At 55.2% G+C, this 24,929-nt stretch carries 24 protein-coding genes and 2 tRNA genes; 21 read left to right on the top strand and 5 right to left on the bottom strand.

Going from position 1 to position 24,929, the window contains the following annotated elements; genetic code table 11:
• Nucleotides 1–321: 321 nt before the first annotated feature.
• Nucleotides 322–1,077, bottom strand: a complete 756-nt coding sequence (gene kdsB, locus CA54_RS16205; protein ID WP_146371851.1) for a 3-deoxy-manno-octulosonate cytidylyltransferase — start codon at nt 1,075–1,077, stop codon at nt 322–324.
• A 610-nt stretch (nt 1,078–1,687) separates the two neighbouring features.
• Between kdsB and groL (CA54_RS16200) the strand changes: the two genes are divergently transcribed.
• From groL (CA54_RS16200) to CA54_RS16165, 8 genes are all read left to right on the top strand, one after another.
• On the top strand, nt 1,688–3,421 hold the full coding sequence (gene groL / locus CA54_RS16200; protein ID WP_315851707.1) for a chaperonin GroEL: 1,734 nt from the start codon (nt 1,688–1,690) through the stop codon (nt 3,419–3,421).
• Between the two features lie 309 nt (nt 3,422–3,730).
• Nucleotides 3,731–4,021, top strand: a complete 291-nt coding sequence (gene groES / locus CA54_RS16195) for a co-chaperone GroES (protein ID WP_145378654.1) — start codon at nt 3,731–3,733, stop codon at nt 4,019–4,021.
• 115 nt (nt 4,022–4,136) lie between these two features.
• Nucleotides 4,137–5,753, top strand: coding sequence for a chaperonin GroEL (groL, locus tag CA54_RS16190; RefSeq protein ID WP_146371850.1), 1,617 nt, complete (start codon nt 4,137–4,139; stop codon nt 5,751–5,753).
• A gap of 282 nt (nt 5,754–6,035) precedes the next feature.
• A complete protein-coding gene (gene dnaJ / locus CA54_RS16185; protein ID WP_197532502.1) occupies nt 6,036–7,175 on the top strand; it encodes a molecular chaperone DnaJ in 1,140 nt (379 codons plus the stop codon).
• Nucleotides 7,176–7,238: 63 nt separating this feature from the next.
• A complete protein-coding gene (locus tag CA54_RS16180) occupies nt 7,239–7,778 on the top strand; it encodes a nucleotide exchange factor GrpE (RefSeq protein WP_146371848.1) in 540 nt (179 codons plus the stop codon).
• A gap of 131 nt (nt 7,779–7,909) precedes the next feature.
• Nucleotides 7,910–8,221, top strand: a complete 312-nt coding sequence (locus CA54_RS16175) for an FmdB family zinc ribbon protein (RefSeq protein WP_146371847.1) — start codon at nt 7,910–7,912, stop codon at nt 8,219–8,221.
• A gap of 160 nt (nt 8,222–8,381) precedes the next feature.
• Complete coding sequence (locus CA54_RS16170) at nt 8,382–8,603, top strand: DNA gyrase inhibitor YacG (RefSeq protein WP_197532501.1); 222 nt, start codon at nt 8,382–8,384, stop codon at nt 8,601–8,603.
• Nucleotides 8,604–8,609: 6 nt separating this feature from the next.
• Nucleotides 8,610–8,951 carry a hypothetical protein gene (locus CA54_RS16165; RefSeq protein ID WP_146371846.1) on the top strand — a complete coding sequence of 114 codons (342 nt, stop codon included), beginning with the start codon at nt 8,610–8,612 and terminating at the stop codon, nt 8,949–8,951.
• Between the two features lie 51 nt (nt 8,952–9,002).
• Here CA54_RS16165 and CA54_RS16160 read toward each other — a convergent pair whose 3' ends face one another.
• Nucleotides 9,003–9,644 carry a Uma2 family endonuclease gene (locus tag CA54_RS16160; protein ID WP_146371845.1) on the bottom strand — a complete coding sequence of 214 codons (642 nt, stop codon included), beginning with the start codon at nt 9,642–9,644 and terminating at the stop codon, nt 9,003–9,005.
• Nucleotides 9,645–9,990: 346 nt separating this feature from the next.
• Between CA54_RS16160 and CA54_RS16155 the strand changes: the two genes are divergently transcribed.
• The 9 genes from CA54_RS16155 (at nt 9,991) to CA54_RS16115 (ending at nt 18,896) form a co-directional block, all read left to right on the top strand.
• Entirely contained in the window at nt 9,991–11,274 is a 1,284-nt protein-coding gene (locus tag CA54_RS16155; protein WP_231963085.1) for a glutamate-5-semialdehyde dehydrogenase, read from the top strand.
• Between the two features lie 43 nt (nt 11,275–11,317).
• On the top strand, nt 11,318–12,370 hold the full coding sequence (gene fliM / locus CA54_RS16150) for a flagellar motor switch protein FliM (protein WP_146371843.1): 1,053 nt from the start codon (nt 11,318–11,320) through the stop codon (nt 12,368–12,370).
• Between the two features lie 306 nt (nt 12,371–12,676).
• Nucleotides 12,677–13,207: a translation initiation factor IF-3 gene (gene infC / locus CA54_RS16145; protein ID WP_146371842.1), complete on the top strand. Its 531-nt coding sequence runs from the start codon at nt 12,677–12,679 to the stop codon at nt 13,205–13,207.
• A 459-nt stretch (nt 13,208–13,666) separates the two neighbouring features.
• Nucleotides 13,667–13,867: a 50S ribosomal protein L35 gene (rpmI, locus tag CA54_RS16140; RefSeq protein WP_145378673.1), complete on the top strand. Its 201-nt coding sequence runs from the start codon at nt 13,667–13,669 to the stop codon at nt 13,865–13,867.
• Nucleotides 13,868–14,075: 208 nt separating this feature from the next.
• Nucleotides 14,076–14,438: a 50S ribosomal protein L20 gene (gene rplT / locus CA54_RS16135; RefSeq protein WP_146371841.1), complete on the top strand. Its 363-nt coding sequence runs from the start codon at nt 14,076–14,078 to the stop codon at nt 14,436–14,438.
• Between the two features lie 159 nt (nt 14,439–14,597).
• On the top strand, nt 14,598–15,602 hold the full coding sequence (gene pheS / locus CA54_RS16130; RefSeq protein ID WP_146371840.1) for a phenylalanine--tRNA ligase subunit alpha: 1,005 nt from the start codon (nt 14,598–14,600) through the stop codon (nt 15,600–15,602).
• 230 nt (nt 15,603–15,832) lie between these two features.
• On the top strand, nt 15,833–16,750 hold the full coding sequence (locus CA54_RS16125) for an NAD(P)-dependent oxidoreductase (protein ID WP_146371839.1): 918 nt from the start codon (nt 15,833–15,835) through the stop codon (nt 16,748–16,750).
• A gap of 37 nt (nt 16,751–16,787) precedes the next feature.
• A complete protein-coding gene (locus tag CA54_RS16120; protein ID WP_197532500.1) occupies nt 16,788–17,975 on the top strand; it encodes a serine hydrolase domain-containing protein in 1,188 nt (395 codons plus the stop codon).
• 141 nt (nt 17,976–18,116) lie between these two features.
• Nucleotides 18,117–18,896, top strand: coding sequence for a hypothetical protein (locus tag CA54_RS16115; RefSeq protein WP_146371837.1), 780 nt, complete (start codon nt 18,117–18,119; stop codon nt 18,894–18,896).
• Nucleotides 18,897–19,260: 364 nt separating this feature from the next.
• On the opposite strand, the gene CA54_RS29855 is transcribed toward CA54_RS16115, so the two are convergent.
• Nucleotides 19,261–19,695, bottom strand: a complete 435-nt coding sequence (locus CA54_RS29855) for a hypothetical protein (protein WP_146371836.1) — start codon at nt 19,693–19,695, stop codon at nt 19,261–19,263.
• A gap of 72 nt (nt 19,696–19,767) precedes the next feature.
• On the opposite strand from CA54_RS29855, the gene CA54_RS29850 reads away from it, so the two are divergent.
• Complete coding sequence (locus CA54_RS29850; protein ID WP_231963083.1) at nt 19,768–20,526, top strand: hypothetical protein; 759 nt, start codon at nt 19,768–19,770, stop codon at nt 20,524–20,526.
• 131 nt (nt 20,527–20,657) lie between these two features.
• On the opposite strand, the gene CA54_RS16100 is transcribed toward CA54_RS29850, so the two are convergent.
• Nucleotides 20,658–21,581, bottom strand: a complete 924-nt coding sequence (locus CA54_RS16100; RefSeq protein ID WP_146371834.1) for a hypothetical protein — start codon at nt 21,579–21,581, stop codon at nt 20,658–20,660.
• Between the two features lie 334 nt (nt 21,582–21,915).
• On the opposite strand from CA54_RS16100, the gene CA54_RS16095 reads away from it, so the two are divergent.
• Both CA54_RS16095 and CA54_RS16090 read left to right on the top strand, forming a co-directional pair.
• Nucleotides 21,916–22,001, top strand: a tRNA-Leu gene (locus CA54_RS16095).
• 164 nt (nt 22,002–22,165) lie between these two features.
• Entirely contained in the window at nt 22,166–23,158 is a 993-nt protein-coding gene (locus tag CA54_RS16090) for a beta-propeller domain-containing protein (RefSeq protein WP_197532498.1), read from the top strand.
• Between the two features lie 10 nt (nt 23,159–23,168).
• On the opposite strand, the gene CA54_RS16085 is transcribed toward CA54_RS16090, so the two are convergent.
• Entirely contained in the window at nt 23,169–24,560 is a 1,392-nt protein-coding gene (locus tag CA54_RS16085) for a DUF1501 domain-containing protein (RefSeq protein WP_146371833.1), read from the bottom strand.
• A gap of 258 nt (nt 24,561–24,818) precedes the next feature.
• On the opposite strand from CA54_RS16085, the gene CA54_RS16080 reads away from it, so the two are divergent.
• A tRNA-Arg gene (locus CA54_RS16080) sits at nt 24,819–24,892 on the top strand.
• Nucleotides 24,893–24,929: the final 37 nt, after the last annotated feature.

Here is a 24,929-nt window from a genome sequence, read left to right as displayed (position 1 = left end):
CAGATGGCCGTCTGACGGGCGAAATGCAATAGTCCCAATCTTCACGATTGCGGCACTAAACTGTCAACTCACCTTCAGCCATTCCGACCACTGTCGGGGAAAATCGGGGGGTGGGTGCCGAAAAAACTTCGCAAAACCAGACGGCCAGGAAATGCCCAAGCGTGGGCCTGAATGCTTTTTGCTATCCGTGCGGATGCGGATCGTAAGAATCCATAAGCCGAATCTTGAGGCAAAGATTCTCCGCAACTACCTACAGAGAAATAGATTGCGACTCCCAGTACCTGCAGCGAATAGAGCGGTTCGCAATCGCTGGCTTCTGAATCAAGCCGCGCGTTCGTGCCGCTGGACAAACCGGGCGTAGTCATCGGGAGTATCAATCCCGGCTGCCGGGTGGGCCACTTCGCCGACTTGGATGGTCGCACCCGACTCCAAGGCCCGCAGTTGCTCCAGCCGTTCGAGTTTTTCCAAACGGGACGGCGGCAACTCCGTCAACCGTAGCAAGAAATCGCGGCGATAGGCATAAAGGCCCAAATGCAGCCGCCAAGGGGTATCCCCCTCCAGTAACTCATCCGGTTCGCCATCGCGATAGAACGGAATCGGACAGCGGCTGAAATACATGGCAGCGCCATTCGCGGCGCAGACAACCTTGGTACAGGAATTGTCAGCCCACTGTTCACGCGTCGTGATCGGCGTACACAAAGTCGCCATTTCCGAGTCAGGATTTTCGGCCAATAATTCCACCAGTTGATCCAAACTCGCCGGGTCAATGTCCGGTTCGTCGCCTTGGATATTGACAATAATCTCCGCGTCGTCGGAGCGGCGGCGAACCACTTCAGCGATACGGTCCGTGCCGCTGGGATGATCGTCGCGGGTGATTTCACAGGTCCCGCCGAATCCTCGGACCACCTCGGCGATCTCTTCGCTATCGGTGGCGACGATGATTTCCGAGAGTTGCGTGGCTCGGCAGGCGGCTTCCCAGGTGTATTGCAGCAATGGCTTGCCGGTTTCTGCCAACAACAATTTCTGCGGCAAGCGGGACGACGCCAACCGGGCCGGGATGATTCCAATTGCTCGCATGGGCAACTACCATTTCTCTGTAACCCCCGGCTCCGCCGAGGGGGACCGATTACGAAACCAACATGGATCCGCCAAACCGTGGCGTGGCGGGGTGATACCAAATGTTTCCTCTCAAATCGAGACCAATCGCCGAAGGGCGACTGCTCACAATTCGGGGCATGGGGTGCGCGCAGCTAGTTGTCAAAATGGGAAGGTAGAGGCAATTCTGGGCGTGGCGCGATGATTAGGTTCAATTTCGGTGCCTGCCAGATCGAGTCTTGTGCTCCCTTCCCGGCACTGCCAAGTTGGCAGGTTTGGTGCAGGGCCTCAAAACGCTGTAATTCCATAAGGTTCTCTCCAGTAGTCACTTGTGGTATTTCGGTTATTTGGCACAGCGCTTGCTTTTCGGAGGAGGTCGAGGGATGTGTTGCCTGTTGGCGGTCGCGGTCGGTCAAAAACCGCTCGACCGGGTGCGAAATCCCCCGAGCGATCTGTTGCAGGTCGTTTGCCCAACGGAATAGGCGGGCCTTACCGGTTCGCAATCACATATTCAGTAGTGACAAAATCAATAGTCCGGTCCGTGAGGACTAGATCACAGCAGTCGCAAATTGGCCTGTAGTGAGGAGAAACTGTGGCGAAGTTGATGAATTTCGATGAGGACGCCCGCGCAAGTCTGTTGGCGGGAGTCGGTAAGTTGGCAAGAGCAGTCGGCAGCACCCTCGGTCCCCGCGGACGCAATGCCGTCCTCGACAAAGGGTGGGGCAGCCCCAAGATCACCAAGGACGGCGTGACCGTTGCCGAAGATGTTGACTTGGAAGATCCCTACGAGAACATGGGCGTGCAGTTGGTCAAGGAAGCTGCTTCCAAGACCAGCGATATTGCCGGCGACGGAACAACGACCGCCACGGTCTTGTCCGAAGCAATCTTCAAGGAAGGCCTCAAGTTTATCGCTGCTGGCGGTGACCCGATGTCGCTGAGCCGCGGGATCAACAAGGCTGTCGAGGCTGTGGTGGGCGACATCAAAAAGATGTCCAAACCAGTCGCCGGAAACGACAAAAAACAAATCGAGCGCGTGGCGACAATCGCGGGGAATAACACTCCGGAGATTGGCGCGATTCTGGCCAATGCCCTGATGAAGGTGGGCGCCGATGGCGTGATCACCGTCGAGGAAGGCCGACACGTCTCCACCGAAGTGGAATTGGTCGAAGGGATGCAATTCGAGCGGGGTTATCTCTCGCCGCATTTTGTCACCGACCAAGACCAGCAAGAATGCGTGTTGGAAAACTGCAAGATCTTGATCTTCGAAGAAAAAATCAGCAACGCCAAAGATTTGGTGCCGCTCCTGGAAGCCGTTTCCAAAGCAAACGCGCCGCTGTTGATCATTGCTGAGGACATCGAAGGCGAAGCCCTGGCAACACTGGTCGTCAACAAGCTCCGCGGCATCTTGAACATCGCAGCCGTCAAAGCTCCTGGCTACGGCGACCGCCGCAAGGCACAGCTGGAAGACATCGCCATCCTCACCGGTGGCAAAGCGGTCTTCAAAGATCTGGGCCTAAAACTGGAAAACGTGCAGTTGAGCGACTTGGGAACAGCCAAGAAAGTTCGCATCACTGCTGAAAATACGGTGGTCGTGAGCGGTGGTGGCACCAAAGCCGCCATTGCCGGACGTGCCGACCAAATTCGCCACGAAATCGGCGAGACCGACAGCGAATACGATCGTGAAAAACTGCAGGAGCGGTTGGCCAAGTTGGCTGGCGGCGTCGCGCAGATCAACGTCGGAGCCGCGACTGAAACGGCCATGAAGGAACGCAAAGACCTGATCGACGACGCCCTGGCGGCAACGCGTGCGGCGATCGAAGAAGGAGTTGTTCCTGGTGGCGGCGTGGCATTGGTTCGCTGTGCCAAAGCCATCGACGCTCTCAAGCTCGTCGGTGACGAAGCCCATGGAGCCTCAATCATCAAGAACGTGTTGGACATCCCGATTCGTCGCATCGCCGCAAACGCCGGTGCTGAGGGAGCGGTCGTTGCCAACAACGTTCGCAAACTGAAAACCAAGTCCGAGGGCTACGATGCTCTCAACGACCGCTACGGCGACATGTTCGAATTCGGTATCGTCGACCCAGCCAAGGTGACACGAATTGCCTTGCAAAACGCCGCAAGCGTGGCGTGCTTGCTGTTGACGACTGAAGCGATCATTGTTGAGGAACCGGCCGAAGAAGGCGACGACCACCAGCACGACCATGACCATGGAATGGGCGGCGGCATGGGCGGCATGGGCGGCATGGGCGGCATGCCTGGCATGGGCGGTGGAATGCCCGGAATGGGTGGCATGCCCGGCATGGGTGGTATGCCGGGAATGATGTAAGCATCGGCTCTTCAGCACTTCCGCTGTGTCGGAGTTTGAGTCTGTGACTCAGAAGCAATTGGCACATCGGCAGAATGGAAAGTCGGTCCGAGTCGAGTCGATGAAGTCAGCCCCGCGTCCGGCAGAAATGGCGTGCGTTGGGGCGGACCTTTTCAATAAATACGGTGTCAAAACCAATACGGCTTCAAAACCAAATAACGAGCGGCACGTTCGCTGGTCTGAGCGTCAACAACTGGCGTATGCGGTTTTGAGCCGAGTGTTAGCAACAACGAAAACCTTGGCGAACGGATTTTTGGAGCAAACAAGAAGATGCAGTTGAAACCTTTGGATGATCGTGTTGTCGTACGAGTGATGGAAGCAGAAACCACAACCGCCGGCGGCATCGTGCTGCCCGACGCGGCCCAAGAAAAACCCCAACGCGGCGAAGTGGTTGCCGTCGGTCCCGGCCGTTTGCTGGAATCGGGCGAACGCGCTGAGTTGAGCGTAACAGTTGGCGATAAAGTCCTGTACGGCAAATATGGCGGAACGGACATTGAAGTCGATGGCCAAGAAGTCATGGTCCTGCGCGAAAGCGATATCCTGGCGAAAATCGTCAGCTAACGTTGCACAGTTCACATGGCGGTGGCGGTCGTTTCTTGCGTCGTCGCACGTCGATTACTGATCAATCCGGTCATTTGCAATGATTACAAACACCCCCGACGAGGAGTGAGATAGCGTGGCGAAACAATTACTTTTTGATGACCGCGCGCAACTCAAGTTGCAGCGCGGAGTACGGACGCTGGCGGACACCGTCGCCGTCACCATGGGACCGACTGGCCGGAATGTCGTGATCGACAAAAGCTTCGGCAATCCCGTCGTGACCAAAGACGGCGTGACCGTTAGTAAAGAAATCGAATTGGACGACCCATTCGAAAACATGGGCGCCAAGTTGGTCAATGAAGTCGCCACCAAAACCAGCGACATCGCCGGCGATGGTACGACCACAGCGACCGTCATGGCCCGTGCCGTGTTCGAAGCGGGACTGCGAAGCATTACCATGGGTGCCAATCCCATGGTAGTTCGTCGTGGTATCGAAAAAGCGACCGAAGCTGTTTTGGCCTATTTCGCCGAAACATCGAAGCCGGTTTCCAGCAAGGAAGAGATCGCCCAAGTCGGCTGCATCTCGGCCAACAACGACCGTCCGGTGGGTGACTTGATCGCCGACGCGATGGAGCAAGTCGGACGCGACGGTGTGATTACTGTCGAAGAAGGCAAAGGTAACGAAACCACGCTGACGCTGGCTGAAGGGATGCAATTCGACAAGGGTTACATCTCCCCCTACTTCGTCAACGATCCAGAAACCATGAAGGTGGAACTGGAAGATTGTTATATCTTGCTGTTCGAGAAGAAAATCTCGAACCTGCGGGAACTTGTGCCGCTGTTGGAGAAGATTTCACAATCCAGCAAGCCGTTGTTGATCGTCGCTGAAGACGTTGACGGCGAAGCGTTGACCGCATTGGTTGTCAACCGCCTGCGTGGCGTGTTGAATGTGGCAGCCGTCAAAGCCCCCGGTTTTGGTGATCGCCGCAAAGCCATGTTGGCTGACATGGCCGTTTTGACCGGTGGCACACTGATCTCCGAAGAGTTGGGCATCACCTTGGAATCGGTCGAGTTGAATCAACTTGGTCGTTGCAAAAAGGTTGAAATCGACAAAGATTCCACAACCTTGATCGAAGGTGGCGGCGACTCCGAAGCCATTAAAACCCGGGTGCAACAAATCCGCACTCAAATCGAAAATACCGATAGCGAATACGATCGCGAGAAATTCCAAGAACGCCTGGCCAAGTTGACCGGCGGCGTGGCAATTATCTCCGTCGGTGCCGCCACGGAATCGGAAATGAAACAGACCAAGGCACGCATGGAAGATGCCCTACACGCCACACGGGCGGCTGTCGAAGAAGGCATTCTTCCCGGCGGTGGTGTCGCTTACTTGCGGGCGATCGAAGCAGCCAAAAGCGTCAAAGCCAAAGGGGACGAGAAGATCGGCGTCGCCATTGTGGCCAAAGCACTTGAGGCCCCGATTCGCCAGATCGCCGAAAACTGCGGCGAAGATGGTGCGGTGATCGCCGACGAAGTCCGCCAGAAAGGCCAGAACATCGGCTACAACGCCCAAGCGGGTGAATACGTCGACATGTTCAAAGCCGGTATCATTGATCCGACCAAAGTGGTCCGCAGTGCCGTCCAGAACTCGACATCGATCGCCGGCTTGATGCTGACGACCGAAGTCTTGGTCACACGAACCGACGACCTCGAAGGGGGCGACAAGAAGGCGGTTGAAGGTAGTATCCGCTAACACGTCGCGCACTTTGAGTTTTCAATAAATTCGGACGGGCCACCCTTGCGGTGGCCCGTTTTGTGAATCAGCGATTGCAAAACCCACGATCTGTATACGATACGAAAAGCAGTTTCTTCGAATTTCGACTTCGAGAACAGCTCAACGGAAGCTTAGCTGACTCAGTGCGTGCGAGTTTGGTTTCTCGTATCAACAATCGCGACTCAGTGTGAATCATTCTCCTCGAAAAATGGATCGCTTGCGACGGCGGTCATTCCAGCTTGTAGCGAAATCATGGCGGTAATGGCAACGAAACGCGACTATTACGAAGTCCTCGGCGTGGCAAAGGAAGCCGGTGGCGATGAAATAAAAAAAGCCTACCGCAAGGAGGCGTTGGCCAATCATCCCGATAGAAATCCGGGAGATGGGGAGGCGGAACAACGCTTTAAGGATGCTGCCGAAGCATTCGAAATCCTGGGGGACGAGCAAAAGCGGGCGCGGTACGATCGCTACGGTCATGCCGGCGTGCAAGGCTTAGGAGGCGGCGCTGGCTTCACCGACATCAATGACATCTTCGATTCCTTCGGCGATATGCTGGGAGGGATTTTCGGCGGGGCACGAACCGGCCAACCCGGAGCCGGACGACGTCCCGCGCGGGGACGCAGCCTGAGAACGGGCATTACTGTCACGTTGCTCGAAGCGGCACGTGGCTGCACCCGAGAATTGGATGTTCGCCGCCACGAAAACTGTGACACGTGCGGCGGCTCCGGCGCCAAAGCCGGTTCTATTGCCCAGCCATGCGACTATTGTGATGGTCGCGGGCAGGTCGTGCAGTCGCAGGGCTTTTTCCGCATTCAAACGACTTGTCCCGCCTGCAGCGGCGATGGTGTCGTTGTGCGGGACAAATGTGAAAATTGTGGCGGATCCGGACGCGAATCCAAAACGGCGCAACTGGAGGTCAAGGTTCCTCCGGGAGTCGATAACGATATGCAGCTTTGCCTACGGGGCGAAGGTGAGCCGGGAGCGCTTGGAGGTCCGCGAGGCGATTTGTATGTGGACATTCACGTGAAGGAACATTCGTTGTTCCAACGCGACGGCAACACGCTGACTTGCCTGGTCCCGATAACCTATACACAAGCGGCGCTAGGCGCAGAAATCGAAGTCCCCATTCTGACCGGCCGGCACGACCTCAAGGTCCCAGCCGGCACGCAAACAGGTACCGAATTTCGATTGCGGGGTCTAGGAATGCCCGACCCGCATGGACGAGGAACGGGAGACATGTTGGTCGAAGTCCAAGTGGACGTTCCCAAAAAACTAACGGAGCGACAAGAAGAGTTGCTCCGCGAGCTGGCGGAATTGGAAGAGGCCCACGTCAGCCCACATCGCAAGTCATTTTTCGAGACGCTGAAGGACTACTTCACGGGCGAAGACGAAGAAACTTAGAATTGATCGACCCGTTGATCGGCGGTCCTCTCCCTGGTTGATGATCGGTAAGGAATAAATCTCGTGGCAGACGAAACACCCAACGAAAATCCCGATAATGCAGCGGCCGAGGCTGCGGCATCTGACGATCAAGAACTAACGCTCGAAGAGCAGTTGGCCGCAGCGATCGCCGAACGGGACACAAATCTGGACCGCTGGCATCGGGCGGAAGCGGAATGCGAAAACGTGCGCAAGCGGATGCGTCGCGAATTGGAAGAGGCCCGCAAATTCGAATCGCTCGGACTGTCGCGCGACATTTTGCCTGCACTCGATAATCTGCGGCGGGCAATTGACGCGGCTGGACAAACGCACAATCTGGATCAACTGATCGAAGGCGTCGAATTGGTGGCGCGGCAATTCCAAGATGCCTTGAACAAACATCAAGTCATCGCGATCGATGCTGTCAACAAGCCGTTCAATTCCGAGCAGCACGAAGCCATGCAACAAATCCCTTCTGCTGATCACCCCCCGATGACGGTCATTCAGGAGCTTGAGCAAGGCTACACGCTGCACGACCGCTTGGTGCGTCCCAGCAAGGTGATTGTCTCCAAAGCTGTGGAATAACGAATGTTTCCATGCGGAGGATGTCGGTTGCTCCTGCCGCTATTATTTTTCAAGCAGTCCGGGACTGGTTTGCTCCGACCGCTGGCCATTTTCCTCGCCAAGAGGTTTTACGTCTCGACAAAGGAACTGCGATGCCGACGTACGACTACGTTTGTAAAAGCTGCGACCATCAGTGGGAAGTGTTCCATTCGATGAAGCAAAAACCGATCCGCAAATGCCCCGAGTGCGGCAAATTAAAAGCGGAGCGGATGATCGGTTCGGGCGGCGGAATCATTTTCCGTGGCTCGGGCTTCTACGAAACGGACTACCGCAGCGATTCGTACAAGAAAGCTGCCAGTGCGGATAAGACCGCGTCGCAGAAAAAAACTGAATCGAAGTCAAGCACATCCGACACAAAGGCCAGTTCTTCGGATTCGTCTGGAAGCAGCAAGTCGAGCGATTAAAGTCGGCACGAGTCGTAACGGGTGTTGTCCCCGGCAATCGCTCGTCACTCCCCCCCGTTTTGAAAACGCGCTTGACGCCGCACGATCGTTGCGGCGACAATTTTGGCGGGGAAGTCGTCTTGCCAGTATCCGCCGTTTTTGAATCCGGGAAATTCGTGCGATGATTCAACTCATGACTTGTCCGATCTGCAATAAAGCTGTCTCTGCCGTCGAAGCAGCTGAGTCCAAGACACTGCCGTTTTGCAGTCGGCGTTGCCAACAGATCGATTTTTTCCGTTGGACGGAGGGCCGGTATTCCATTGAAGAATCATTGGATGATCGGCCAGACATTGTCGAGAAACTCGCCGAAGAGTTTGACGAATTCGATGAGGCGGACGGTTAACTTGCTATGGCCAAATGCGATCAAGGGTACTTGTGCGAAGTCTGCGGCCAAGCCGTTCCCGGCATCACGGACAGCGATCTGTATCTGCGTTACGTGATTGGCCGGGTTGAAATCGCAGCGCTGCATCGCGAACCCGAACGTCATCTCCACTGCAATCCCGTGCTATCGCAGTTCATTGTCGACGACAAGTTCCCGCCGGTTTCGGTTGAGGGCGATTTCAGCAAACAATACATGGATGACGAAGCCCGCCGCCGCGAAGAGGAGTTGGTCACGCGCGGCTGGCAACGCTTGAAGGAAGTGGGCCGCTTGGGACTCAGCGTGCCGGAATATCCACTCCCGGGTCTCTAAGTCACGTAGCATGACGCGGCGACTTTTGAGATCTCGCAGCAACTGAATATTTCATTCGGCATAGATGCTGGAAACGGGCAATGTGAAACCGGGGAGCACGTCGCCGCCATCAAGACTTTCCTCGATGCCGACAATTTGTTCCTGATCGACCGCTGTGTAAACGCGGACCTGTTTCCGCAAATGGTCGACATACCACACGAGACCGACTCCGACCTCAAAATAATCGCGAAGTTTCTCCTGCATCTCCTCGGCCGTATTCCCTTTACTGATGACTTCGATCGCCAAATCAGGAACCAAAGTCGCCACAAGCGTGCGGGGGACTTTGCCGTCGGGAAGTTTATGCCGAGCAATGAAGGAGACATCGGGAATCCGGACTAAACCAGGCGCGAGCCGTAATATACCGTCCGCCCCCAATAAAATTCCGAGATTATTTTGTCGAATGAAATCGCCTAGGAACTGGCCAAGCAACATCGCAATATACGACTCATAGGTTCCCATAGTTTTCTCCAACAAGACGCCGTCGACCAATTCATACAGACGATTTTCGCGGTCATGGATGTCGACCACGTCCTCCTCGGTAGCTGGGTCGGAGTCGTGTGGGAGCCGGATTCGAGATAGCGGGATTGCGCCGTAGCGTGCCGCTAAGTCAACCGCGGTCCAGTCGGCGGCAATGGAGTCGACTGCGTGAGACATGGGGGCTTGTTCCCAAAAAAACAGCATTTCCTTGGTTTCTTCACCAATTATCCGCTGCGATCGGCTCCGGAACAAGTCCAAATGGGGACCACACCTATACACAATGAGGGAACCCATACAGCCATTTCTGTGTCTTTTCGGACGGAGTATTGTGCCTGCGCGGCGGCTGGACAGGCGCTAAGCCGCGTTGACAGAAAGTCGGAGTTTCTCGATACTCACTAATGAAGCAATCGAGGTCAATTTGCTAGGCCAGAAAGTGCTGATCGATGCACGCGTGGAAGGTCTCTGCGCAGGCTGATCTCAAAACGAACGTTTTAAGACAAGCGGAACTCGGGTGGAAACAGCGGTGAATGTAGCGACAACAGCAGAAATACCGGACTTAAAATCGTACACGCGCGAAGTCGCTGAACGTGCGCAACAAGCTGCGCGGGGTTTAGCGCTGGCGAGCGGGGGTCAAAAGGATAATTGGCTGCGCCGGTCAGCGGAGCTGATTCGTTCGCGCGGCGACGAGATTTTGGCCGCCAACGAACAGGACATTGCCCAGGCACCGGATTATGGACTGAATGCCGCGGCCGTTGACCGATTGCGACTCACGCCCGATCGATTAGAAGGAATTGCGACAGCACTTGAGGAAGTCGTTGCGTTGTCCAATCCGGTGGGGGAGGTCATCGACAGCAACATCCGCCCCAACGGGTTGGAGGTTCTCAAAGTCCGCGTTCCACTGGGAGTGGTCTTTTTCATCTATGAATCGCGGCCCAATGTCACAGTCGATGCAGCCGCGCTGTGCGTTAAAAGCGGCAATGCGGTGATTCTACGGGGAGGCAAAGAGGCCTTTCACAGCAACCAAGCTTTTTATGCAATTCTGCAAGAAGCGCTCGGCGATGTGGGATTGCCTGAGCAGGCTGTCCAACTCGTGGAAACGACCGACCGAGAAGCGGTGGGGCATTTTCTGCGGCAGAGCGACAAGATCTCCGTGACGATTCCACGTGGCGGCAAAGCACTGATCGAACGCGTCGCCGCCGAAGCGACAATGCCGGTCATTAAACACTACGATGGAAATTGCCACGTCTATGTGGACAGGGCAGCGGATTTGGATACAGCACTGCGTATCGTGATCAACAGCAAATGCCATCGCCCTGGCGTATGCAATGCGGCCGAAAGCCTGCTCGTACATCGCGATGTGGCGGAGACATTTCTGCCGCAAATGGCGGCAAAGTTCGCCGAGCAGAGCGTCGAAATGCGGTGTTGCGAACGTTCGTTACCGCTCATGCCGGGTGCGGTCCCGGCGACACGCGAAGATTTCGCCGATGAGTTTTTAGACCTGATTATTTCCATCAAGGTGGTCGATGACTTGCAGGCAGCCATCGATCATATCGAAGAGTTCAGTTCGCGGCATACCGAAGCGATCGTCACCAACGACTTGGCGGCGTCGCGACGTTTTTGCGCGGCGGTTGATTCGGCCGCGGTGATTGTGAATGCCAGCACGCGATTCAACGATGGTGGTCAATTCGGTTTGGGAGCCGAGATTGGCATCAGCACCGATAAATTTCATGCCCGCGGGCCGTGCGGCTTGCGGGAATTGACCAGTTATAAATACCTCGTGCAAGGCGCGGGGCAGATTCGAGAGTAAGGTACCCCTCGAATCGGTAGACGGCAATGGGTGGAGGCCAAGGATGGCAGACGTACTCAGCCAATCAGAAGTGGAATCGCTGTTATCGGCGCTGGATCCGGGTGTGCAGGTCCGTCAAAAGCGCGCGGATGATCCGAATTCCCAAGTCAGCATTTATGACTTCAAGCGTCCCGAACGCGTCAGCAAAGAGCAGATGCGGGGCTTTCAAGCGCTACACGAAGGTTTTGGTCGGGAATTCGGTGCTGCGCTGAGCGGGATGCTACGGACAATTGTGGAAGTCAAGCTGATCAGCGTCGACCAATTGACCTACAGCGAATTCGTTTACAGCTTAGAGAACCCGTCCTGCTTCAATTTGCTGACGGCCGAACCATTGGAAGGGCATATCATTCTTGATCTGAACCCGTCCATTGTGTTTCCGATCATTGATCGACTTTTGGGGGGCGGACGGGATTCGACACAAAAATTGCCGGGACGGCCGCTGACAGAAATCGAAGTACGACTTGCCAGCCGCATCACCAACTTGGCCATCGAAGCATTAAAAAACGCCTGGGCACGGATTTGCCAATTGGATCCGAAAATCAGCCAGGTGGAGAGCAATCCACAACTAGTGCAGATCGTGCCGCCCAACGAGGTCATCGTGTTGATCAGCTTCGAAATCACGATGGGTGAAATGCGGGGCATTATGAATTTGTGCATCCCGTTTAATACCATCGAACCGTTGGCCGGCAAATTTTCGTCCAATGCCTGGTCCACCTACACGCAAAAACAGGCCGATGCGCGGCAGTCGATGAACCTCGAATCGGGGGTCAACCACGCAAAAGTCAACCTGGTGGTTCGATTGGCAGAGACGCACTTAACCAACAGTGACCTACTGAATATGGCTGTCGGGGACGTTATTCCCACCGGCACCGAAAAATCGGAACCTTTGCAGGTCGACATCGAGGGCGTACCGAAGTTTTACGCGCAACCCGGCTCCTACAAAGGGTATACCGCCGTACAGATTGGGGAAGCGATCCGTGCGCCGGAGGATATCGTCGAGGAGAAACTGAAGAGTGTCGCAGCGACAAAACCACCGCAGGCACAAGCAGCGACATGAGTTTTAGCCACTGGCAGGGCTCAGGAGAGTCGTCCTACAGCGACATTTTTCTCCGGCAAGGCTCAAGATGTCGTGGGCAAGTCCTTGACGGAGTGAGGTTTAGGGGTCAAAATATCCTCAGAGTTGTACAATCGTTCTTGCTTGTCAGGTTGTTAAGAACGGTGCGGGTTTGGCGAATAGATCGTTAGAGACCGCATACGGGGTTGTGGCACCTGACAATTCAAGGAGTGTCGTAGACGCACATCCGGGCGTAGCGGCACGATAAAAGTTCAGACGTATTTTTTACCATGAGTTGCCTAGTTCAAACTGAAAAGGACACAAACTATCGACACAAGTCATCGACTCAACGATCAAATCCGCATTACACCAGTGCGGGTTGTGAGTCATACGGGGGAAATGCTAGGAATTATCCCCACAGCCGACGCACAGCAAGTTGCGTATGACGAAGGCCTGGACCTTGTAGAGGTTGCTCCGAACGAACGCCCTCCCGTTTGCCGCATCATGGACTACGGGAAGTTTAAGTACGAACAGAAAAAACGGCTGGCCAAAAACTCCAAGCAGCATCACGTTCAACTGAAGGAAATTCGGGTCCGCCCCAAAACGGGCGACCACGACATCGACTTCAAGGTCAAACGTGCACGCACGTTTTTGCAAGGACGCGACAAGGTCAAGGTGAACATCATTTTTCGCGGTCGCGAATTGGCGCACAAGGACCGAGGCATGGAGATCCTCAATGGCATTATCGAAAACTTGGACGATATTGCGAAGGTTGAGAAATTCCCCAGCATGGAAGGCCGGAACCAGATGAGCGCAATCTTGGCTCCGCGGGCGTCCTAACCCCCGGCGGAGACAAGCAATCGTTTCAAAACCGTCAGACGCGTCCCGCTGACACCGAACAGCAGGTAACCGGGACAAGCGCGACTGGGTTTTGAAACGGGTTCTAGTGCTCTGACAAACTCAAGATTTGGGGTGCCACTGGCTCCGCCAGTGCTTTGCAAGTACTTTCGAGATTTCGTTTTGCACTGGCAAAGCCAGTGGCACCCTAGCCAAGAATTCAACCGAGCCAAAACACTAGGTTTTTTGGCGACTCAGCAGTGAAATCCGGCGGTGGATCAGGCATTTGTGCCGATCAAGGGGATGACTGTGGGGTGATTTTCGGGGTCCAGCTAGAGATTCCTCGAGCGGCAAACGTTTTTTTTGCACGCGCAGGCTGGCTTTCCGAAACGGAAGTCCGCTATAATCCGCGACTTCTGAAGATATTCAAACCAATTTTTCATAGACTCTGGCGGCGGGATCATGCCCAAGCAGAAGACACATAAGGGAATTAAGAAGCGGTTCAAAGTGACCGCTACAGGGAAAGCCAAGCATCGCAAGGCTTTTCGTGGACATATCTTAGGGAAAAAGACCTCCAAGCGCAAAAGCGATTTGCGTCAGGATGGTGTGCTCGTCGGCGCAGAGGCGAAGCTGATTCAAGCCGCATTGCGGCCTAGCAGCTAACGACGCGCGTTTTTTCAGAATTGCCGTATTGGATTGTGGGCGGGCCACCTTGGTGGACAAGGCGCCAAGGCTCGCTCAGCCTTTTCAGCACAATACTGCTGGGCAATTCATGCTGGCTAATACAGATGATCTACGAGCCGGGACGCACTCCCGGTAATCCGCTCAAGTCACATTGCGGCACAATTTAGACAACAGGTAGTTTAGAGTCATGAGAGTTCGCAAAGGCGCCGCTCGTCGGCGTGCCAAAAAACGGTTATTCAAAGAGGCCCGCGGTAATTTCGGGGGCCGTAAAAACCTGACCCGTACGGTCAAGGAAACCCTCGTCCGCTCACGGGCATTTGCGTATCGCGATCGCCGCGTGCGGAAACGTGATATGCGCAGACTGTGGATCACGCGGATCACCGCTGCCTGCCGCAGTCGGGGCATGAGCTATTCCCGGTTTATCAATGGCTTGCTCAAAGCCGAGATTGCCCTGAACCGCAAATCGCTCAGCGAGTTGGCCATCCACCAGCCGCAGATTTTCGACGAACTGGTCGAACTGGCACAGGCGCAAGTCGCTGCTGCCGCTTAAACCGGCTGCCAGCTACTTGCTGGTCTCAATGCTTATTTGCCGAACACGCAATTCCTCGGTCCCCGCCGCCTGCAAAGACGCGCGGGGATCGATTTATTTCGGTACCATGATATCTCCCTCCGATTTCCGTAATCCTTCATCAAAACGGCCAAACCTCTGATGGAATCCGTCAAGCAGAAATTCGACGAGTACGCTCAGGAGGCAAAAGCTGCCATTGAAGCAGCTACTTCTTCCGAGGAGTTGGAAAAAATCAGGGTCGAGTTTCTCGGTGCTAAAAAAGGCCGGCTGCGCGATCTGCAATCGCTGTTAGGCCAAGCCACGCCTGAAGAACGCCCAGCCCTGGGCAAGCGATTCAACGAAGTCAAAACAGAAGTCACCGCCTGTTACGATCAGCGAAAACAACAGCTCTCGGCCCCCAAAACGACCGCCGCGGGACTCGACATCACCTTGCCCGGTGCGGTGCCACGATTGGGAAATAGGCATCCGCTGACGCAGACGATCGATGAATTCAAAGAGATCATGGGGCGGATGGGATTCACCGTCGCTTCCGGTCCCGAGATCGAAGATGAACACCACAACTTCGAAGCACTCAACATCCCCGACGACCATCCGGCTCGCGACCCGCTGGAGAATTTCTATCTAGCGACGGCAGAGACCGCGGCCGGCGGGCCGTTGTTATTGCGCAGTCAAACGTCGACCGTGCAAATTCGGGTGATGGAACAGACCGAGCCGCCGATTCGTATCATTTCGTTGGGCCGCGTCTACCGCCCCGACACGATGGACCGCACGCACTCCTGCATGTTCCATCAAATGGAAGGTTTGATGATCGGCGAATCGGTGACGATGGCCGAACTGAAAACCGTGTTGCGATTGTTCGCGCAAACTTACTTGGGGCATGACGTGCATGTCCGCTTTCGGCCCTCGTTCTTTCCCTTCACCGAACCCTCGGTGGAAGTCGACATGAGCTGGGGCGATGATTGGTTGGAGATTGGCGGCGCGGGCATGGTCGATCCGAATGTCCTACGTTCGGTCGGTTACGACCCTGAGAAATACTCCGGCTTTGCATTCGGCATGGGCGTGGAGCGGTTCTGCATGCGACGGCACAACATCCCCGACATCCGCGAATTCTACACCAACGACGTACAGTTCTTGCAGCAGTTTTAACGGGCTGTGATTTCAAACGATGTAGGGTGCGTCGCGACGCACCTTTCTATGTAGTACGAGAAATGAGCCGCTCCCAAAAAACTCACGCAAAAACGCAGAGCCACAAAGAAGAATTAATAAAGTAGGGCAGGCTCTCGCCTGCCGCGCACGATAACGGCAGGCGGGAGCCTGCCCTACGGAAACTTGGTGAGCGGGTTAATCGATAAGTCGGTTCAAAGGAGATACCAACGATGAGTGTACCAACAATTGCTCCCGGCACGACAAAAGTAGGCTGGATCGGCACCGGTGTGATGGGCCAAAGTATGGTCGGGCACCTGATCGACGCCGGCTTCGAAGCCACAGTTTATACCCGCACGAAAAGCAAAGCTGACGCGCTGATTGCCAAAGGGGCTGTCTGGGCCGATTCGCCAAAATCTGTTGCCGAAGCCTCGGACGTGATTTTCACGATTGTTGGTTTTCCCAGCGACGTGCGGGAAGTCATGTTGGGCGAAGACGGCGCACTGGCCGGCTCGAAGGCGGGCAACGTGCTGGTCGACATGACCACCAGCGAACCGTCGCTAGCGATTGAAATCGCCGAAGCCGCCCAGGCGAAAGGCGTGCACAGCGTGGATGCTCCCGTTTCGGGTGGCGACGTGGGTGCGAAAGAGGCGCGGTTGTCGATCATGATCGGCGGCGACAAAGAGGTCGTCGAGGCGCTCAATCCCTGTTGGGAAGTGATGGGCAAAACGATCGTGCATCAAGGCCCCGCTGGCGCTGGACAGCATACAAAGATGGTCAATCAAACGTTGATCGCCAGCGGCATGATCGGCGTCTGCGAAGCCTTGCTATATGGCCACAAAGCGGGCTTGGATTTGCCAACGGTTCTGCAATCGGTGGCAACGGGAGCAGCGGGAAGTTGGTCGCTCTCGAATCTCGGCCCACGCATCATGGACAACAACTTCGACCCCGGTTTCTTCGTCGAGCACTTCATCAAAGACATGGGCATCGCCCTAGCCGAAGCCAAACGCATGGGGCTATGCCTACCCGGCTTAGCACTGGCGCACCAGCTGTATCTCTCGGTCCAAGCCACCGGCCATGGCCGCGACGGCACGCATGCGTTGCAGTTGGCGCTGGCCGAGATGTCGGGGGTGGATTGGCGCAAGCGGTAGGTGGCTAGAACTTCACAAAATCACGGGGAGATACGCTATGCGTTGGCGACAACACAACCTCATTGCCGTTGGTTTGCTATTGCCCTGTTTGTTGGTTGTCGATTGGCAACCTGCCTGCGAAGCGAAGGAACCTGATTCGTTCCAAACTGTCGAACGACGTTTCCAATTGAAACTTGAAGAGCTGCACCGCGCGCATGGCTTTCCTGGAGCGACAGCTGCATTTGTGATGCCGGATGGTCGAGTTGGCACGGCTGCAGTTGGTTTGGCCGATGTTGAGCACAAGATTCCCATGACGACCGAGACCCGCATGCTGGCAGGCAGTATCGGTAAGACGTTTGTGGCGGCTGTGGCGCTGCAACTTGCCTCGGAAGGCAAACTGAATCTCGACGACAAGATTTCCACCTGGTTGGGCGAGGAAAAGTGGTTTGCGAAGTTGCCCAACGGGTCCGACATTACTTTGCGGCATTTGCTGACGCATAGTAGTGGTCTGACGGATCACGTTGATAGTGTGGAGTATGCCAACGCGATCGTCCAAGAAGCCATAGTGTCGGGTGACCCTGATTTCGTGTTCGGTCCCGAGCGACTTGTGAGTTTCGCTCTCAATAAAGAGCCGTTATTTGCTGCCGGAGAAGGGTATAGTTACACCGATACCGGTTACATCCTGGTTGGTCTGATTATTGAAAAAGTCAGCGGCCGGTCGTATTACGAAGAGGTGGGGGAGCGGTTTTTAAAACCGTTGAAGCTCACGCTCACGAGTCCATCGAATACACGGAAGTTGCCCGGACTGGCCCCCGGCTATTTGGCCAAGGACAATCCGTTGGGATTGCCGCCCAAAAACGCGGAGGCAGGCACGATGCATTTCCATCCTGGCAATGAATGGACGGGAGGCGGGTTGTGTTCCAACCCACGCGACCTCGCGCGCTGGGCCATGTCGCTGTATGGTGGGAAACAGTTTGAGCCACGCTGGCAAAAGGAATTGCTCGGATCGAAGGTACCGATCGGAAAATCGAACAAGGGATTCTACGGTCTGGGCGTTTTCATCACTGAGTCTGAATTGGGAACCGTGTACGGACATACCGGCTGGTTCCCGGGTTGGGTCTCGAGCATGGCATATTTTTCAAAACCGGACATTGCGGTAGCGGTACAGGTAAATCGCGATTTCCAAGCCAGTCCGGACGCCTATGCATCTGAACTAGTCAAGGTGGTCTTAGAAAGCCCACGGTAGGGGTGAGTAACTACAAGAGCCTTTTACTTGTCGATTCAGGCCACCGGCCGCGACAGCACACATGCGTTGCAATTGGCGCTGGCGGAGATGTCGGGGGTGGATTGGCGGAAACGGTAATCATACGGTCAAGGCTCTAATCCGATGCAACCGATGCCTCAATGGTGGATTATCGACAAACTTGACGTTCGAGACGTTGAGTTAGATTTCACTTCATCAAGCGGGGGTCGGCCTAGCACCCGCGCGGTCTTTGCCGGGGACACCTGTCTGGTTAACGCACTGGACTATGTACAGTTCAATGCTGATCCGACGCAGGTGATTGTCTGTGCGGAATGTGGGAACACGGGATGTTCGGCAGGCGGGTGGATTTGCATGCGACGGTTCGGCGACTTCGTTGCGTTCATCCCCGCTTTTGGCGAAAGGTTCGACGCGTGGAACGAAGCGTTGAGAGGCTTCGAGGAACCCGAGGAGTATTCGCCACCACCGTATGTCGTGACGTGCGGGATTCCAATGATCCCTTGTTGTGTCTACACGGAATGCAATACAGCAACGTCGGCTCTCCCTGGCTTGGAGGCTGTAAAGCTGATCACTGCAGGCGAAGCCGTTTGGCTAACCCAGTGGTTGGCTCCCTTGCATGTTCTCGGGAAAAATCCACAGCGGCCACGCCTGCTGCATGAGGCGATTCTAGCGGTAAACGATGGCGATCTCATCGAAGAAATCGAATGCCTGAGGGGATTTTTGGACGACAATTTTAACTCGTCCGCGGCACTTGCGCCGGTCGCTACTTACGAGAACTCAGCAATCGAATTCTACCTCGAAGGTCCCGGAACTCCAGCTTGGCGGCCACTCTCCCACATTGGAGATCGATTGGCTTTTCATTTCGAACCCAACACGACCTTGGACTTTTGGGTCGAAGATACGTAAAGCTTACGTCAAGTGCGGGGCCTGAAGACCCGCGCACAACGTTGCGGTGGATTGGCGGAAACGGTAAGGTCCGGTGGGCTGTGCGAACCACTTTTGTGATTTTCCGCAGCATTTATTTCGTTTTTTGCCTGCCTAGCAGGAGTCACATAATGTGACAGGCAATAAAAAGCGGAGGTACCCCCAAGTGGTTTCCGAGCGCGACGGAGATGCAACCACGACACGCTGTTATCGGATTGACCGGCAACATCTATGGTTCGGCATTTGCCAAACCATTTATTGCGGCGCCATAGCGCTCGTCTGTTATTACGTGGCTTTTGTGGGGACTATAATCCCCGATTCTAATGCTGGTGGTCTCCGCTTATTTTCAGCTATTTTTTGGAGCTGTAGTATTGCGATCGGTCTGTTTCAGGTTCTCTCGTATATCCGCGATCGCCTGATTCTTTCTCCGGATAGCATCGCGAAACGAGCTTGGACTGGAAAGACATCGTCGATTCAAAACGTTGATGTTTTGAGACTGATTTGGAACGAAAGCGGTAAAAGAAGGATTCGGCTCCAAACGGCTACGGCAACGCTCACGATCAATTTCTACGAATACCCGATTCGGGATGGTAAAGAAATCATCGCCCACGTCCGCCGCCAGTTTCCTGCGGAGATCCAACAAGGGTGGGACATATTTTGCCGTAGTGAACCGCAGCGTAACCGCTCGCCGCAATATCTCATTCGCATCACGACTGCCGCAGCTGCGCTGTTGTTTTTTGCCACCGCGATTCTGTCCAGCTTGTACGCATTCGGTCAGCAAACAGTCTTCTCGCTATTGGTAGGCTTCCTCTGTGGGACGGTAGGCCAATTGTTGTTGATGCGAGTTTTTCCTGTGATCGATGGCTCGAAATCCATAATGAAGTCTCAGGGCGATGAGGACATCACAGTACAGGAAGACACTCGGACCTTTCGCAGTGATCAAAGTAATTTCATCAAAGGTCTAATAATCGTCGTTCTCTGCAGCGTCATAGGCATCTTCTCAACTGTAAGTGCAATATTCGAGATGCTCGATTCCGAGCCTGGATCGATTGGCGCATTAATCTCTATGGCGTTCATTTGGGGCGGGGCCGTCGTAGGTGGGATTTTTGTGATAATCTCAAGCGTTCGCGCACGACTGTATCTTTCCAAAACAGGAATTGTCCAGCAAGGTTGCATCGGTCGAGAATCGATGCGTAGCGACGATGTGAGCCGAGTCCAGTGGGGCGTACGTGCGGCGCGGAATGTCTTTATTTCGGGTGTTACGGGTGAAATCCAAATAAACGTTGATGGCTATCAACAATTTGAGCAAGACGAGATCATAGATTTCATCCGCAATATGTTCCCAACAGAAATCCAAGAGAACTGGCAAACGTATTCCCAACGGGAAATTCGCCGTAAGGAATGGGAAGCTCGCCGAAGAGAACCGGAACAACCGTCACAGAAAAAGGCAATCGCATGTGCCCTGATCTTCTTTGTCGTCGCGGCAGCATTCGCTGCTGCCGGACTATGGGGAGTCGGGGCACCAGCGTTTGGAGTGGCCGCGTTTTGCGGCGTTGGTGGAATGTGGTACGGTTGGCGGATCTGGAAGCGGTGGCGGATGAAGTCACAGTAGGATCCGCTACAGTGGACCGTTCAACACAGCATACGACTATGCGAACTTGGCGGCTTTGCGTGAGGCTTTTTTTGACCTTCGGTTGAATGGCATCCCAGTTGCAGGGGATCCCAGCTCGCAACACCGCCCATCTAGTGCATGACGGCGGGTTTCATGTTGGCGATTCTTACGACGAGCAGTCGTTGAAAATCTCCTTCCGTCGCAAGGTCTTCATCCGCGGCTAAGGAGACGTTTTCGCCAGACGGATCGGCCGCTTTCTGTTGAGTGCGGCGGCGATATTCTTGCAGTTGTTGGTCGTCCGCTTCGGTCCCGAAGTAGAATTGATGCCCCAGCGTGCCGGGTTGGTCGCGGCTGCCGCCGATGACGACCCATTCTCCAACCATCATCCGCACCTGAAAACGATTCGGGTGGAAGATCTTCCGCTTCTGGCCGTGCTGCAAGGTGTAACTTCCGGCGGCAGCGGCAGTGAAACGGGGTGTTGCGTGGGAGTGATACATCACAGGCACAATTTCCAACTCGACCCAACCGTCTTGAGTCTTGCGAGCTGTGATCTGATATTTTCCCTGCGCCAATTCAAATTCGCGATAGGTCGTTTCCGCCCCTTCAGCGACTGCGACTTTACAACGTGTGAAATAGGGGCTGGCCGTTACTTCCGTCGGCGTGCCGTCGCGAACGACCACAGACTGTAACTTTGTGGGAATGGGGGTCCAAGAGGCTCCCGATCTTGAGGCTGGCGGTTGCAGCAGGGTGACCAGTGAGTCGGGCGGTTGGGCGGCGGCGATGCCTACGCGAAATCCGTTGTCTCGAATCCGCTGCCAGCTCATCTCCTCATCGCCCGCCACGACTTGGTTGATATCATTCCACAGCCGTTCGCTGATGATCGGGTCGTCGATGGGGCGGCGAATGTGTCCGATTTCCAGCTCGATTGCGTTGGGCGCCGCCGTGATGGGAGGAAGTTTGCTTTTCTCCGGTCCAGCGGCATCATCCGGCGCATCATCAAACACGTGACAGCCGGTTAAGCTGCACGCAATGACTAGCAACCAAAGGGAGCTCACAGAGTGCATCCAAACATCCACTGGTGAGGCAAGTTTCGCCAAAACGGGCGAGAGGCTGGGGAAAAGGGAGCGGGAGTGTACGGCAGATAAAAAGGAGTGTCAATCGGTGATATCCGGGCCGAATTCGCATGCTGCAACGCTAGAATCCGTTGCAGGGAGGCTGTATAATGCCCGCGACCTGTTCAACTCGTGGTTATGTGAACAGGTGTGCGCTTTGCGATGCAAGCAGGCACGCAGAAACGGTGTCCGGTTTGCGGTTCCCTCACAGCAAAATCGCCGCTAAAAAAACCACAACTCGTTTGAATGCGGGGGGTTAGTAATCAGCCCCCCAGCAGCCCAAGTGGCGGAATTGGCAGACGCGCTAGGTTGAGGGCCTAGTGGGAGTTAAATCCCGTGGAGGTTCAAGTCCTCTCTTGGGCACTTAAAGTGAAAGGACTTACGTCGATTGGGCGTGAGTCCTTTTTTCGTTGAGAGTGGAGAAATGTGCCGCCAATGGCCCGCAAGCCTCACTTGTGTGTCGGTTGAGTCGTGTTGCATGATACTTTGTGAGCCTTTGTTTTTTGATCCCTAGGAGCCAATCCGTGATGAAAAAATCCGCTGCCACAGACGCGATGCAGAGCCGTTTATTTCTCCGCTGGAGTAGCCTATTGCTAGCGGTTGCGACTTGCATCACGTTCAGCATGTATGGGGAGTTGGCGTTTGCGGCAGAGGACGCTGCTGTTCAGCATTCTTTTCTTGGTGTTGGGCTTGCCAATAAGGCGGTCATTGTTGGCGAAGATGGGGCAGTGGAATGGAAATTTGATATGCCGGCTAGTGATGGCTGGGTGCTTCCCAATGGCAACGTGTTGTTGGCGCTGTATGGGACGAAAGAGTTTCCCAGCGGTGGCATTGTGGAAGTTGATCGCGAAACGAAAAAGATCGTTTTTCAATACAAAGCTCAGCAAAAAGAGACCAGCACCGTGCAACCGTTGCCTGATGGCAAGTATCTGCTTGCCGAGTTGGGTCCCAAGCCGCGTGCTCTGGTAATCAACCGCCAAGGAGAAGTCGTTAAGTCGACGCCGCTGCAGTGCCAGACAGACAATGCTCACATGCAAACGCGGATGCTACGGGTGTTGCCGAATGGAAATTACCTGGCGCCGCACTTATTCGATTTCGCCGTCAAGGAATACACCCCTGATACGGGCAAAGTTGTCCGCTCGTTTGCGACGGATGACCGTGGCCGCGAAAAACGTGACTGGCCCTTCACCGCCATCCGTCTGAAAGATGGCAATACGCTGATCGCTTGTACGAACGGCAATCGGATTATCGAAGTCGATGCCGATGGCAAGATCGTTTGGAGCGTGACGAATGACGACCTTGGCGAAGATCTCTTCGATGATGCCTGCGGCGCGCAGCGCTTGCCGAACGGCAACACGGTGATCTCCAGCTATCACGCGAAAGGCGACGCGGTCAAACTGTTTGAAATCACGCGCGATAAGAAAGTCGTTTGGCGTTATTCGGGAATGAATGCCGGGTTTCACCATTTCCAAATCCTCACGACCAATGGGAAGCCGGTCGAGGAAAACACTTGGAAATAGCGATTCGCGACTAGACCAATTCCGACATGGGCAGAGCTTCACCTTCGACCAGGTATTGCGGGCGGCCGTTGAGGTCGGTGATTGTGGTTTGACCGGTATCGATGCCGAGATGCCGGAATAACGTGGCGTAAACTTCGCCAAACGTCACCGGCCGGGCGACCGCTTCTCCGGCGATGCGGTCGGTTGCGCCGATCACCTGTCCGTGTTGCATCGCGCCACCGGCCATCAACGCACAGTTCACTTTTGGCCAATGATCGCGGCCGACTCGGGCGCTGATTCTCGGCGTCCGGCCGAATTCGCCCCAGACGACGACTGCGCAATCCTCGGCCAGTCCTCGTTGATGGAGATCTTCCACCAGCGCGCTGACGCATTGATCGAAGATCGGAAAATCCTCTTCTTCGCGCAGAAAGATTGAGTTATCGGCCCGCCCTTCGGTATTCCGACCGCCGTGCCAGTCCCACTTGCTGTAATTCAGCGTGACGACGCGGACACCGGCTTCGATTAAACGGCGGGCGAGCAACAGGCTTTGCGGTACGCGTGGGGCGCCGTTGCTGTCGATCATGATCGTCGGGTCACCGGTCCCGTAACGCTCGACTGTGCGTGGATCTTCCTGTGAGAGATCCAATGCCTCGGCCAGCTTCGATGATGTGAGCAGCCCCATCGCTTGTTCGGTAAAGGCGTCTAGACCCTCCATTGTCGAGGTCTGATCGATCTCCCGTCGGATGAGGTCTAACCCGTTGAGGAGCGATTTCCGGTCGGCCAAGCGGTCGAGCGTGACTCCGTTGAGGACCATATCGTGTCGCGTCTCACCCATCGGCCGGAACGGCGAGTGTGCTGCTCCCAGAAACCCCGGACCGGGTTCGTTGTAAGGACCGTGCGTGCAGGTGTAGCAAAGGCTGACAAAGGGCGGAGATTCGGGACGCGCCGGCCCTTGTACTTTCGAGACCATCGTCCCAAATTGCGGCCAACCGCCCGACGGCTTTTGATTTTTGGGGTGATGGCCGTTGAAAACCTGGATCGCATCGTGACCGGCCTGATTGCCCACCAGCGAGCGAATCACCGTCAACTTGTCCGCCATTGTAGCGAGTCGGGGAAACGCTTCGCAGATTTCAAAGCCGGGGACATTCGTCGCGATTGGCCGCCACGGCCCGGCGATTTCCTTAGGGGCTTCCGGCTTGAGATCGAACATATCCTGGTGCGGCGGTCCGCCGACCAAGTAGATCATGATGACCGATTTTAGCGACTTGCTGCCCGAAAGCGATTCCGCACGCAGCAGGTCCGGCAGTGACCACGCGCTGGCGGTTCCCATCGCAGCGAGGCTCCCAATCCGCAGAACATCACGTCGCGAAACGCCGTCGCAAAAATCTCCAGTGGAATGGGCACGTCCGGCAATCGTCAACATACTCAGACTCCAGCAGACAGGGATGTTCCACGAACCGCAGCATTGTTCTGGCCATCCTATTTATATCAACAAATCTACATGGATACCATTCTGGTTCTGGCTGACAATCCCCTGAGAGGTTGAGCCCAAAAAGCTGAATCCGCCGTCAACGGTTTTCACTGAGCAGCTTTACGTGCGGATGCGCGTTAAGTAGAATCGCGATCGACAGCTCATTGCCGGTTGCGCGCACAAGATGAATGTCATTTGACAGACTAATCTGCACCCGTAGTTCAATTGGATAGAACATCGGTCTTCGGAACCGAGGGTTGGGGGTTCGAATCCCTCCGGGTGTACTCCGACCACAAGCGAAACGCTGGGGAATCATCATTT

The sequence above is a fragment of the Symmachiella macrocystis genome, assembly GCF_007860075.1.
GTDB lineage: Bacteria > Planctomycetota > Planctomycetia > Planctomycetales > Planctomycetaceae > Symmachiella > Symmachiella macrocystis.
This window is presented reverse-complemented; position numbering and strand designations above follow the sequence as displayed.

What these genes read in the sequence shown, in the direction of transcription:
- CA54_RS16085 (WP_146371833.1), bottom strand. Translation starts at nt 24,560, where the DNA reads ATGTTGACGATTGCCGGACGTGCCCATTCCACTGGAGATTTTTGCGAC.
- CA54_RS16120 (WP_197532500.1), top strand. Translation starts at nt 16,788, where the DNA reads ATGCGTTGGCGACAACACAACCTCATTGCCGTTGGTTTGCTATTGCCC.
- CA54_RS16090 (WP_197532498.1), top strand. Translation starts at nt 22,166, where the DNA reads ATGAAAAAATCCGCTGCCACAGACGCGATGCAGAGCCGTTTATTTCTC.
- groES (WP_145378654.1), top strand. Translation starts at nt 3,731, where the DNA reads ATGCAGTTGAAACCTTTGGATGATCGTGTTGTCGTACGAGTGATGGAA.
- dnaJ (WP_197532502.1), top strand. Translation starts at nt 6,036, where the DNA reads ATGGCAACGAAACGCGACTATTACGAAGTCCTCGGCGTGGCAAAGGAA.
- CA54_RS16170 (WP_197532501.1), top strand. Translation starts at nt 8,382, where the DNA reads ATGATTCAACTCATGACTTGTCCGATCTGCAATAAAGCTGTCTCTGCC.
- rpmI (WP_145378673.1), top strand. Translation starts at nt 13,667, where the DNA reads ATGCCCAAGCAGAAGACACATAAGGGAATTAAGAAGCGGTTCAAAGTG.
- CA54_RS16160 (WP_146371845.1), bottom strand. Translation starts at nt 9,644, where the DNA reads ATGTCTCACGCAGTCGACTCCATTGCCGCCGACTGGACCGCGGTTGAC.
- rplT (WP_146371841.1), top strand. Translation starts at nt 14,076, where the DNA reads ATGAGAGTTCGCAAAGGCGCCGCTCGTCGGCGTGCCAAAAAACGGTTA.
- kdsB (WP_146371851.1), bottom strand. Translation starts at nt 1,077, where the DNA reads ATGCGAGCAATTGGAATCATCCCGGCCCGGTTGGCGTCGTCCCGCTTG.
- fliM (WP_146371843.1), top strand. Translation starts at nt 11,318, where the DNA reads ATGGCAGACGTACTCAGCCAATCAGAAGTGGAATCGCTGTTATCGGCG.
- CA54_RS16175 (WP_146371847.1), top strand. Translation starts at nt 7,910, where the DNA reads ATGCCGACGTACGACTACGTTTGTAAAAGCTGCGACCATCAGTGGGAA.
- CA54_RS16115 (WP_146371837.1), top strand. Translation starts at nt 18,117, where the DNA reads ATGCAACCGATGCCTCAATGGTGGATTATCGACAAACTTGACGTTCGA.
- CA54_RS16125 (WP_146371839.1), top strand. Translation starts at nt 15,833, where the DNA reads ATGAGTGTACCAACAATTGCTCCCGGCACGACAAAAGTAGGCTGGATC.
- CA54_RS16165 (WP_146371846.1), top strand. Translation starts at nt 8,610, where the DNA reads ATGGCCAAATGCGATCAAGGGTACTTGTGCGAAGTCTGCGGCCAAGCC.
- pheS (WP_146371840.1), top strand. Translation starts at nt 14,598, where the DNA reads ATGGAATCCGTCAAGCAGAAATTCGACGAGTACGCTCAGGAGGCAAAA.